Annotated in this window: 11 protein-coding genes; 6 read left to right on the top strand and 5 right to left on the bottom strand. The window is 68.1% G+C overall.

The genetic code is table 11. The features are described 5' to 3' along the window. The first annotated feature begins 36 nt into the window (after nt 1-36). From GFY24_RS15190 to GFY24_RS15175, 4 genes are all read left to right on the top strand, one after another. On the top strand, nt 37-1008 hold the full coding sequence (locus tag GFY24_RS15190; RefSeq protein ID WP_153805692.1) for an SDR family NAD(P)-dependent oxidoreductase: 972 nt from the start codon (nt 37-39) through the stop codon (nt 1006-1008). Between the two features lie 173 nt (nt 1009-1181). Further along, nucleotides 1182-2345 (top strand): 3-hydroxy-9,10-secoandrosta-1,3,5(10)-triene-9,17-dione monooxygenase oxygenase subunit, encoded by a 1164-nt coding sequence (gene hsaA, locus GFY24_RS15185; RefSeq protein WP_309230875.1) that lies wholly within the window; start codon nt 1182-1184, stop codon nt 2343-2345. Between the two features lie 42 nt (nt 2346-2387). Then, the gene (locus GFY24_RS15180) at nt 2388-3932 is read left to right on the top strand and encodes an FAD-dependent monooxygenase (protein WP_153805691.1); all 1545 of its coding nucleotides are present in this window, start codon (nt 2388-2390) and stop codon (nt 3930-3932) included. Between the two features lie 137 nt (nt 3933-4069). Further along, on the top strand, nt 4070-4456 hold the full coding sequence (locus GFY24_RS15175; protein ID WP_194852883.1) for a DUF4189 domain-containing protein: 387 nt from the start codon (nt 4070-4072) through the stop codon (nt 4454-4456). Here the strand turns inward: GFY24_RS15175 and GFY24_RS15170 are convergent. The 5 genes from GFY24_RS15170 to GFY24_RS15150 all read right to left on the bottom strand — a co-directional run bounded on the left by GFY24_RS15170 (nt 4412) and on the right by GFY24_RS15150 (nt 9288). Next, nucleotides 4412-5416, bottom strand: a complete 1005-nt coding sequence (locus tag GFY24_RS15170; protein ID WP_153805689.1) for a sucrase ferredoxin — start codon at nt 5414-5416, stop codon at nt 4412-4414. The two genes, GFY24_RS15175 and GFY24_RS15170, sit on opposite strands and share 45 nt — an antisense overlap. After that, entirely contained in the window at nt 5413-5973 is a 561-nt protein-coding gene (locus tag GFY24_RS15165; protein WP_309230874.1) for a YdeI/OmpD-associated family protein, read from the bottom strand. The genes GFY24_RS15170 and GFY24_RS15165 overlap by 4 nt, the downstream gene beginning before the upstream one ends. 82 nt (nt 5974-6055) lie before the next feature. After that, nucleotides 6056-6811 (bottom strand): alpha/beta hydrolase, encoded by a 756-nt coding sequence (locus GFY24_RS15160; protein WP_309230873.1) that lies wholly within the window; start codon nt 6809-6811, stop codon nt 6056-6058. Nucleotides 6812-7053: 242 nt separating this feature from the next. Next, nucleotides 7054-8676: a DNA polymerase Y family protein gene (locus GFY24_RS15155; protein WP_153805688.1), complete on the bottom strand. Its 1623-nt coding sequence runs from the start codon at nt 8674-8676 to the stop codon at nt 7054-7056. A gap of 42 nt (nt 8677-8718) precedes the next feature. Next, nucleotides 8719-9288 (bottom strand): hypothetical protein, encoded by a 570-nt coding sequence (locus GFY24_RS15150; protein WP_194852882.1) that lies wholly within the window; start codon nt 9286-9288, stop codon nt 8719-8721. An 82-nt stretch (nt 9289-9370) separates the two neighbouring features. Between GFY24_RS15150 and GFY24_RS43335 the strand changes: the two genes are divergently transcribed. Then, complete coding sequence (locus GFY24_RS43335) at nt 9371-9643, top strand: hypothetical protein (RefSeq protein WP_194852881.1); 273 nt, start codon at nt 9371-9373, stop codon at nt 9641-9643. A gap of 267 nt (nt 9644-9910) precedes the next feature. Then, a complete protein-coding gene (locus GFY24_RS15145) occupies nt 9911-11065 on the top strand; it encodes a serine/threonine-protein kinase (protein WP_153805687.1) in 1155 nt (384 codons plus the stop codon). Nucleotides 11066-11153: the final 88 nt, after the last annotated feature.

Genomic DNA, 11153 nt, shown 5'->3' with positions numbered 1-11153 from the left:
TAAGTTCTAGGCAATTCGATCTGCAAGGGAGCAGTGATGACCGATACCTCGGGTTACCTGGCCCGTCGGCGCGCCAGCCGCGACCTGACCGGCAAGCACATTGTCATTACCGGCGCGTCCTCCGGCATCGGCCGCTCGGCCGCCGTGGCCGTCGCCGAGAAGGGCGCGATCGTGCTCCTACTCGCCCGCCGCGGCGACGAACTCGCCGACGTGGTCGAGGAGATCGAGGCCGCCGGCGGCGAAGCACACGGCTACCAGTGCGATATCACCGACGCCGACTCGGTGGACGCCGTGATCACGCTCATCCTGTCCCAGCACGGACACATCGACATGCTGGTCAACAATGCGGGCCGCTCCATCCGCCGCGCCGTGCACCGCTCCACCGATCGCATGCACGACTTCGAACGGACCATGGCGGTCAACTACTTCGGCGCGGTGCGCATGACCCTGGCCCTGCTGCCGCAGATGCGCGAACGCAAATTCGGGCACATCGTGAATATCTCCAGCGCGGGCGTACAGGTGGCCACCCCGCGTTTCGCCGCCTACCTGGCCAGCAAGGCCGCCCTCGATATGTTCGCCGAGGTGACCGCGGCCGAAATGCGCACCGACAACATCACTTTCACCACCATCCACATGCCGCTGGTGCGTACCCCCATGATCACTCCGAGCGGCGATCAGGGCACCTCCACCCAGTCGCCGGAGTGGGCGGCGGCGACCATTGTGCGTGCGCTCAGCGAACGCCCGCGCCGCATCGATGTGCCGCTGGGCACGCTCGCCGAGTACGGCACCCTCATCGCGCCCGGTATCAAGGAGCGCGTGCTGCACCGGTACTACCGTGCCATTCCGGATTCGCCTGCGGCCAAAGGCGAGACGGTCGTCGAACCGGAGACCGAGGCGGTGGAGATCGTGGTGCCGCAACGCCGTCGGCGCAGCACGCCACCCGCCCTGCGGGTCACCGGGACGGCGCTGCGCCGAGCCGCGCGACTGGTACCCGGCACGCACTGGTAAACCCCCGGCAACTCGTTAACTCCGGATCGATTCCACGGCAACACCTTCCCGCCGACCGAGCGCGGAAGGTGTTGCCGTCGGCGCATTTCCGCGCGCACGGAGCAGAAGTACCCGCTACCGTCACGATTGAAAACACGTTGGTTTCTGTTTAATCGAAGGTGGGGGCAACTCACGTGACGCACGAAGTGGTCGAGAAAGTCCAGGCACTACTGCCCGAGCTGCGCGAGCGCGCACAGGACACCGAGGACCGGGGCCAGGTCTCCGAAGCAAGCATCAAGGCGCTACAGGACACCGGATTCTTCAAGCTCATGCAGCCGACCCAGTGGGGCGGGTACGCGGCCGAGCCGGTCGTGCTGTACGACTGCGTCCGCATACTCTCGAGCGCCTGCTCCTCCACCGGTTGGGTGGCCAGCATCGTGGGGGTGCACAACTGGCATCTGGCACTCTTCGATCAGCAAGCGCAGCAGGATGTTTGGGGCGAGGACACCAACGTACGAATCAGCTCCTCGTACGCACCGATGGGCTCGGGCACCAAAGTGGACGGCGGCTATATCGTCAAGGGCTCCTGGGCCTTCTCCTCCGGCAGCGCACACGCCGACTGGGCCTTCGTCGGCGGTCTGGTCATGATCGACGGCAATCCCGCCGATTTCGGCACCTTCCTCATTCCGCGCGCCGAGTACCGCATCGACGAGACCTGGAATGTGATCGGACTCTCCGGCACCGGCTCCAACACCATCGTGGTGGAGGACGTGTTCGTCCCCGAACACCGATTCCTGTCCTTCCTCGTCATGAACGAATTCGCTTCTCCCGGAGCGGAAGTCAATACCGAACCGCTGTACCGCATGCCCTGGGGCACCATCATGCCCACCACCATCTCCGCCCCCGTCGTGGGTATGGCGCAGGGCGCGTACGCCGCCTTCGTCGAGCATCAGGGCAAGCGGGTGCGCGCCGCCTTCCTCGGCGAGAACGCCAAGGACGACCCGTTCATCAAGGTGCGCGTGGCCGAGGCCGCCAGCGATATCGACGCCGCCTGGCGCCAGCTCGCCGGCAACCTGCGGGCCGAATGGGAACTGGTCCTGGCCGGTCAGGACATCCCCATGGACCTGCGCATGGCCGCCCGCCGCGACCAGGTCCGCGCCACCCAGCGCTCGGTCGGCGCCATCGACCAGCTCTTCGCCGCCTCCGGCGCTACCGCCCTGGTCAAAGGCACTCCACTGCAACGCTTCTGGCGCGACGCGCACGCTGCCCGCGTTCACGCCACCAATGACGCCGAACGCGCCTACGTCATGTTCGGCGACCACACCTTCGGCCTCCCCGGAGCCCCCGGCATGGTGTGACCCGCGGCCACCCACCCCGGCGGCCGGTGCGACACTGGTGTGATGCCGGAGGCGAACGCCGAGGTCGAGGTATTGATCGTCGGGGGTGGGCCGGTCGGGCTCACCGCCCGGGCGCTACTGGAACGTTGGGGCGTCCGGACGCTGCTGGTCGAGAAGCATCGGGAGTTAGCGCCGTTTCCGCGATCGCGGCTGGTCAATGTGCGAACGATGGAGATCTATCGCGGGCTCGGCCTGGCCGCCGGGATGACCGCCCGGGCCTTCGCGCCGGAGTACGGGCGTATTCGGTTTCGCGACAGTATGCAGCACCCCGACTTCGCGAGTGCGGCGATGGTCGGGGTGCACGCACCGATCGCGGAGAGCCCGGAGATCGGGATCGTCACCTCACAGGATCGACTGGAGCCCGCGCTGCTGGATGCGGCGCGGGCTCCCATGCGATTCGGGGTCGAGCTCGTGGATCTGCGTGAAACCGGTGCGAGTGTCGAGGCGGTACTCGATGAACAGGGCGCACCGAGCACGGTGCGGGCGCGCTGGCTGATCGCCGCCGACGGGGCGAATTCCACTGTGCGGCAACGGCTCGGAATCGGCACCACCGGTCCGGGGGTGCTGGCGGATTTCACCACCGTCGTCTTCGATGCCGACCTCGATCGATGGTGTGCGGACCAGCCCGCCGGGGTCTACTTCACCATGAACGGGCTGTTCGGCCCGCTCTATCCCGACCACGGCTGGGCCTGGTTAGTGCGCACACCGGACGATACGGCGGGCAGCGATTGGCGTGCACACGTCGCGCGGGCACTCGGACCGGATCACGATATTTCGATCGAAGTATTGCGGGTGCAGCACTGGGCGATGAATGCGACTGTCGCCGAACGGTTTCGGGCGGGGCGCGTACTGCTGGCGGGTGATGCCGCACATGCCATGCCCATTATCGGCGGGCTCGGAATGAATACCGGTATCGCGGATGTACACAATCTCTGCTGGAAGCTGGCGGGCGTACTGCGGGGGTGGGCCGGGGCGGGACTGCTGGAAAGCTATGCGGCGGAACGGCTACCGGTGGCTCAGCGCACGCTCGGTCAGACGGTCGCCAATACCCAGCTCACCCTGCAGGTGCAGAGCAGGCGGCAGGAACAGACGCTGCTCGGTGCGGATCCGGGCATAGTCGAATTACCCTGGTCGGAGCAGTATTTCGCACAGCTCGGGCTGGTGCTCGGCGTCGTGTACCGCTCGGATGCGGTGCTGGACGACGGCAGCGCCGACGAATCAGCGGCCACCGGAACGGATTACATTCCCACACCGCTACCCGGTCACCGAATGCCACATCTCTGGCTCGCTCCCGAGCGCAGCACCCTCGACACACTCGGCGAATGGTTCACCCTGTTCACCCCGGACCCCGGCCGATGGCAGGCATCCACCGCCCCGTGGCCGCTGCGTCTCGAGCCACTCACCGGCGAGCACGCCGATGCCTGCGATCTCGGCGCGGACGGGGCATTACTCGTCCGGCCCGACGGTCATATCGCCGCCCGCTGGCATGACCGCCCGCCCGGCGACTCGACGCTGCACGACGCGCTCGCCGCGATCACGCGACCGTAGCCGAAGAATTCCGATCCGGAAAGCCAAATCATGCCCTTGATCTGCGCTTTCGAGGAAACTTCCATTGCCGTGGTACGGGGTCACTGAAGACGATGGGAACTGTCTTCGACGCTCTTCCAAAGATTTTGGAGTTTCCCATGATCAAGAATTTCACTCGACTGGCGATCGCCGCCTCGACCACCGCGGCGCTGGCGTTTCTCGCACCGTCGCAGGCGCACGCGGCTTCCAGCACGTGGGGCGCGATTTCACTCGGGAACAACGATCGGAACGTGGCGATCGCTGCCGGGTATTCGTCATGGCAGGCGGCAGCCAATGCCGCGAACAGCAAGTGCGGATACACCGACTGTGGATATGTCATCACTTGGACCAGCAGTCAATGCGGTGCGGCCGCAGTGGATTTCAACGGGCACTGGGGCTGGGCCGTGGAGGACACCCTGTCCTATGCCGAGCATGTCGCCATGGGGTGGGCCGGCCCCGGCTCAGCGGTTCAGGTCGCCGGGTGCGAGTCCATCCTCATCAGCTGAACGCACCCGGTCCGCGACCACCGCGGTGGCGGGTTTGGGTCCGGCTCCGCAGCTGGCCTGCCGGGGGGCGTAGGCGATGGTGCGGGCGGTGACGAGCCAGCGGCGGCCGTCGCGATGGGTGACGGTGGCCGCGCCCGCGTAGGTTGCGGGGTTTTTCGCGGTGGCACTGTCGATTTCGGTGGATTCGACGGTGAGGTCGTCGATCCGCACGGTCGCGGCGGGATCACCGGCGGCGGGCTGGACGGCGTCGGCCGTGTAGGTTTCGTCGCTGATCAGTTGGCGGACAGCGACTTCCGCGACCTGTTCGACGGGGGTGTAGCAGCTGCGGCCGCGGAGACCGGTGAGGGAGACCTCGCCGAGGTCGGCGGCGGCGACCATCTCGAGGGCCGAATCCGCTTCCAGGCGGCCATAAGTCAGGCCCGAGGGCAGTTGGATGACAGCGGGGGCGAAGCGGTGCCCGCCGGTGTGTGAGCATTCCCAGACTCGATCGGGGTATCGCTCGGCCAGGCTCGCGGCAATGGGGCGGCCGAGCAGGGCGCAGCATTGGTCGCGTTTACCGTGCGCGCACACCAGGATCAGCGGATCATCCACGCGCACACCGATTCCCGGTGCGGGACCGTTCAGCAGGTGCAGGTCCAGATCCAGCAGTTCCTTCAGATCGGTGATCTCGAACCGCTCACACCAGGACCCCTGCGGGCGGGAACTGGCGATGAGAACCGTTCGCACACCGGTGAATTCATTGCGTCCGGGCCGCCGGATGAGGGTCGGGCGCACATGCGCGGCCTTGGTGCGGGCGGCCAGATCCGCGGTGATCTCCGGACCCAGCACCTCGTCACCGATCACATCGCGACCCCACGCCCCGGGTTGTTCGATACACAGCCAGCCGGTGATGCGTGTAGCACTGCCCGGCAGCGGAACCTCCAGTGCGGCAGCCGAACACGACAGACCGTCGAATGTCATAGCGGCTGCCCGTCGGCGAGTTTGCGAATCAACTGCTCCAGTCGCCGGGCCCGCGTCTCCGGGCGCACGGCGCTGCCGAGGTGGTAGCCGACCGCGATCCGGGACTGCACGGGCAGGGTTTCGAAGAAGGCCGCCGCCTCCGGATGCTGTGCCAGTGCGGCGAGGAAGTCCTCGGGCAGATCGCGGCCGGAGGCGTTCTCCCAGCGGCCGTCCTGCTTGGCGCGGTCGATCTCGGCCTGCCCGGCCGGATGCATGAGACCCTGTGCGATCAGCTCGGCCACCAGGCCCTGATTACGCTGTGACCAGGGGCTGCTGCGGCGGCGCGGGGTGAATCCGACGAGATGGAACTCCTCGTCCAGCGGTCGTGCCTGCCCGTCGATCCAGCCGAAACACAGCGCCTGACGCAGTGCGGCGGCATGATCCAGCGAGAGATAACCGGAGCCCTTCTTGGCGAATTTCATCCATATACCGTCCACGGCGGCGTGATTGGCCGCCAGCCATTCCCGAAACGACTGCTCATCGGTGAAGAACAGGGTAGGACGCTCGAGTGCGGACACCGTCTAACTGTAGATTCCGCCCGAACCGCCGGTGTTCAGTGCCCGGAAAACGCAATTCGCCCGATTCGCCCGAGGCGATTCCTCAGTGCCCGAGGAACGGGAGAACCTCGGCCTCGAACTCGTGATACCGATCGCGGTGAATACTGTGCCCGCAGCCGAACGCCCGCACCGTGCACTCCGGCACAGCCGCCGCCAGCAACTCCAACTTGACCGGATCCACCATGCCGCCCGGCCCGCCACGCAGGAAAAGCAGCGGCGCGGTGATCTCACACAACCCCTCCCACCACTCCGGATACGGTTTGCGGAACTGCTCCAGCGCGGTACCGGTCATGGACCGGTCGAAGGCGAGCACCGCCCGCGGATGCCGCAGCAGACTGGTGGTGGCGTGCCACAGCTCCGGCACCGACGGCAACCGCCGCGTGAACGTCACCTGCTCATCCCCCGAGCGCAAGGGCAGCGGCTGCTCCTCGATCACCAATCGCCGCACCAACTCCGGCCGCTCCATCGCCGCCCACGACACCGCGTACCCGCCCAGTGAATGCCCGACCAGATCCACCCGTTCGAGCCCGAGCCGATCGCACAACCGCAGCACATCCGCCCCGAACTCGGGAAAACGATACGAACCGGTATGCGCACTGCGCCCATGCCCCCGCAGATCCGGAATGATCACCCGCCGCCCCTGCCGCACCAGCCGCGCCGCGAACCGATCCCAGGTATGCCCGTCCCCGCCCATACCGTGCACCAGCAGCACCGGCACCTCGGCCGATTCCCCCGCTCCGGAATCCCGGTAAGCGATCAGCACGTCCTCGAACGCCTCGCGCGCAACCGTCAACTCCACGATCAGCCAGCGTACGTACCCACTCCGGCCCCCGCCGCAGGTTGTGTGCATCGCCATAGCCGTCCGCCGCGAGACGTCCGGCCGCGCTTCGCCGTCCCTACCTCGTCACCCCGGCGGTCCTCCCACCTGGATTCATTGAGATATGTTGCGGCGCCACGGGTGTCGATCCCGGCCGAAAGCCTGCCGGGATGACGGGGCGCGTCCCGGCGCGGCGGGAGCGGATTCCACTGCTCGGTACGCGATCACTCGTAGAGGCCCTCGACGTGCCAGGTGCGGTCGTAGCCGAGTAGAAGCAGGGCGCGGTGGTCGGTGTTCAGCAGAACCTGGGCGCGGGCGGCGAAACCCTGCTGGTGGGTCCACCAGCGGTCGTCCAGGGGCCAGGGTCCGGCCCAGCCGTTCAGGGTCCAGGAGCGGCGGCCCCAGTGCAGGTGGACGGGGTCCGCGGTGAAGAGGCCGCGGTCGGTGACCCAGATGGGGGTGCCGTCGGCGGACTCCAGGCGGACCTCGGGGCGGGAGGCCCAGACCACGGTGGGGGCGGGCTCCGGGAGGCGGCCGGGCCAGGGCTGGGCCGGATCGGCGGCGGGGACCGGCTCCTCACCGAGCGGGACCAGGGTGACGCGTTCGGCGGGGCCGCGACCACCGCTGAGCACGCCCAGGCGCACGGCATCACCGCCCAGCAGGCCCTGTACCCGGACCAGGGCGCGGCGGGCGCGCTCCTCGTCCGCGCCGACACCGCCCCACAGGCCCAGTTGCAGCGCGGCCGCCGAGACCACCTCGATCGGCTCCAGCCGCAGCAGGGTGATCGGATCATTCGGGGTGTCATCCCATTCGACCGAATCCTCTTGCGCCCCAGCGAAATCCCGGCGAGCACGGCGGGCTCGGTCGAGGGAACGGCGGGTGAGCCAGCCGTCGAGTTGCCAGCGGACGCGGTCGGCGGTGCTGTCGGGGGTGAGGGGTTCGGCGCAGCGCCAGATACGAGAGAAGTGTTCGCCCGATTCGGTTTCCGCGTGGATCTCCAGGCGGGTACAGGCCACCGAGGCCGCGGCGAGCGATTCGTGTAGCCGGGTGGCGAGCAGGCGACCGGCGAAGGCCGCCGCGTCCACACGTTCTATCGGTGGGTCGCAACGGTATTCGACGGTGAGTTCGGGAGCGGGAGTCTGCGCGGAGGGCGGGCGCTCCGGTTCGGCGCGGGAACAGCGGTGCGCGGCAATGGCATCCGCGCCGAAGCGAGAGGACACCTCGGCCGGGGTCAGGGCGGCGAAATCACCGATCCGGCGTAAACCCAAGCGGTGCAGCAGATCCACCAGATCTGCGCGCTGCGGCGCGGCCAGCGCCGGCTCCACCGAAAGTTCCGAGACCGATAGCGGGGCAAGGAATTCCGCACCCTTACCGGTCAGCACAATGGTGGCGCGGCGGGCCGCCAGTACGGCGGTGGACATTTCGTCGGCAATGCCGATCTGACACTCCACGCCGACCGCCGACACCGCATCCACCAGCCGCTCCGCCGCGGTCTCCTCGGAGCCGAAGAACCGCGCCGCACCGCGCGCCGAGAGCACCAGCAGTCCGGGCCGCAGCACCTCCACCCCCGGCACCGTCGCATCCACCGCCGCCACCACCGGTTCGAACAGGCGCGCGTCCCGATCCGAATCCTCCTGGGCCACCAGCAGTTCCGGGCAGCGCCCCTGCGCCTCCCGCTTGGTCAGCCCGCGCCGGATACCCTCCGACCTCGCCATCGCCGAACACGCCACCACCCGATTCGCCGAGAGCACCGCCACCGGCCGCGTCACCGGCGCACCCGCCGCGGCGGCCGCGGCCATGGCGGGCCAATCCAGACACCACAGCGCCAATACCCGTCGCGTCTTCATTCCGGCACTGCGGCGCGCCCGATACCCGCACCGCCGCGCCGGTCAGGAGACAGCATGGCGGACAACGCCGACCGGTTCGGCCACACCGTGATTCGCGTCCACACCGTGCACCCACTCGACCCGGCCATTACTGGGGCAGAGCGCGAGATGCCCCTTGCGCGGCTGCGCGGAGCGGCCGTGCACCGAAACCTTCAGGCTGACCGTGCGCAACCGGCCGCAGCCGCGCCCCAAACCGGAGTACCCGGCGACCTGGGTGTCGATCCGCAGCACCGGACCCGCCCAGGAACCACCGGTCACCACCAGTGTCGACCCCTTACTCCGGGCCTTCGCGGTGAGCACCCGGGTGCGCGACATGGGCACCGAAGCGCCATTCAGGCCCAGCACAACCAAATCCATCCCATCCAGCAAAACCGAAGCAACCTCCAGCGGGTCGGAGCCCGGGTCGGCGATAATGGCCAGCCGGTCCAATCGCGCACCCATCTCCGCCACCGCCAGCAAGCCGAGCCGCGGCAATCCCACCACCGCCGCATACCCACCGGACCCCGTCACCGCGGCCAGCAAACCCGACAGCAGCGAACTCGCACCGCCATACATGACCACCGAACCTTTCACCAAACCGCCTTCGGGCAAAAGACTTTCGAGTGCGGCGGGCACCGGCAGCGCCTCCCGTCGCAGCGATTCGGCCGGCGCCCGCGTGTCTTCCCCAAGCCCGCGCGACGCCTCCTCCGACCGACCGTTGGACCCCGGTGGCGAACCCGTCGCCGAGGGTCGCGATACCACCGGTCTCCCCGCCGCCACCGGCCTCGATTCCACTTCGGGCAACCGCGATTCCGCTGTGGCCGAACGTGACTCGACCGAACGCGACTCCGTCGGCACCGGCCGCAAACCCGCCACGGGCAGCCGTGCGGTGGAGTCCGCACCCCGCGCGGGGATGGCCGCCATGCGTCGCCGTAACTCCGCGAGCTGAGCCTGTTTCCCCTCCGCCGCCGAACCCATCTATCGACCACCTCTCCCAACCGATGAGGGATATCAACGCCTGGAGCGCGCGGCTCCACCGCCCTGCGCCGGGGCTCGCGCCCCGACTTCGAAAGGGCATGAGCACGGCGAGACAGCACCTATCCAGCTACCTGACATAATCGCACATACGTTCGATCAATGCACAGTAGAACTCGAGCGCGGGCGTCCGTCAAGAGGCAGTGGCGCAAACCTCGAGCTTCGAAGCAGGCCAGTCAGGATGGTTTTCCGCTACCCTGCACCCGTGACCGAACGCGCCCGTCCCATCGTCGGCCCCGATTACCTCGTGGCCGGTCGCTACCGCCTGCAATCCAAGCTCGGCGGCGGTGGCATGGGTGCGGTATGGCTCGCGACCGACCGCCTGCTGCACCGCGATGTCGCCATCAAACAGGTGCTCACCACCGCCGGACTCAGCGAGGACGAGGCGCGGGAAGTGCGGCAGCGCATCATGCACGAGGGGCGGGTCGCGGCCAAGCTCTCACACGAGCACGCCATCGCCGTCTACGACGTGGTACTCGAAGCCGGTGAACCCTGGCTGGTGATGGAGTACCTGCCGTCTCGCAGTGTGGCCAAGGCACTTTCGCTGGCGAACGCGCTGCCGCCCATCGAGGTGGCGCAGATCGGCGCGCAGGTCGCCGACGCGCTCGCCACCGCGCACTCCGCGGGCATCGTGCACCGGGATATCAAGCCCGGCAATATTCTCATCGCCGATCGCGGTGACGAGGTCGGCAAGGTCAAGCTCAGCGACTTCGGTATCTCCAGCGGCGCGGGCGACGCCAGCGACGATCCCGGCGACGTCATCACCGGTACACCCGCCTATCTGCCGCCAGAAGTGGCACGCGGCACCCAGCCCAGCACCGCCAGCGACGTATTCTCGCTCGGCGCAACGATGTACACCGCCATCGAAGGCCAGCCGCCCTACGGCTTCCACGAGGACAGCGATGTGATCGTGGAACGCGCCGCCATGGCGCAGATCATTCCGCCGCAGCGCAGCGGACCGCTCACCGACGTACTGCTGCACATGATGGAGCCCGCACCACAGCGCCGCCCCACCATGGCCGAGGCGCGCAATGAAATCCTCACTGCCGCATTCGGTCCCGGCACCGCGCCCTATATTCTCGGCGCGCCCGTCCGCACCGACGACGGCACCATTCCGGCGTGGGCGGCCCGCAACTCCGCCGCCGGACTACGCAGCCCGCACTCCAGCCCACTCCCCCGCCCGCAGCGCGCCGATACCGCGGCGGCCGCTGCGCCGCAACCGAAGTCGAAAACCATCGACTTCGCCAAGCTCGGCCCCAACGCCGGCCCGCTCGCGGTGGCGATCGGCCTGCTCATCGGCCTGCTGATCATCATCGTCGTCCTGGTCGCGTTGTAATTCGCGAAGGCGACAACTGATTTCGCGCGATCGGGGTAACTCCCCGGGTACACCCGAAATCGGTTCGGCGCCCAACCGCCGGCACGCG

Origin of the sequence: Nocardia sp. SYP-A9097 (assembly GCF_009649815.1) — a bacterium.
In the GTDB taxonomy this organism is placed as follows: Bacteria; Actinomycetota; Actinomycetes; order Mycobacteriales; family Mycobacteriaceae; genus Nocardia.
Note: the sequence above shows the minus strand (reverse complement) of the source record. Positions and strands in the feature narration are given on the sequence as shown.

Excerpts from the sequence above, each read along its gene's own strand:
- GFY24_RS15190 (WP_153805692.1), top strand. The coding sequence starts at position 37 with ATGACCGATACCTCGGGTTACCTGGCCCGTCGGCGCGCCAGCCGCGAC.
- GFY24_RS15180 (WP_153805691.1), top strand. The coding sequence starts at position 2,388 with ATGCCGGAGGCGAACGCCGAGGTCGAGGTATTGATCGTCGGGGGTGGG.
- GFY24_RS15175 (WP_194852883.1), top strand. The coding sequence starts at position 4,070 with ATGATCAAGAATTTCACTCGACTGGCGATCGCCGCCTCGACCACCGCG.
- GFY24_RS15170 (WP_153805689.1), bottom strand. The coding sequence starts at position 5,416 with ATGACATTCGACGGTCTGTCGTGTTCGGCTGCCGCACTGGAGGTTCCG.
- GFY24_RS15155 (WP_153805688.1), bottom strand. The coding sequence starts at position 8,676 with ATGAAGACGCGACGGGTATTGGCGCTGTGGTGTCTGGATTGGCCCGCC.
- GFY24_RS15145 (WP_153805687.1), top strand. The coding sequence starts at position 9,911 with ATGGTTTTCCGCTACCCTGCACCCGTGACCGAACGCGCCCGTCCCATC.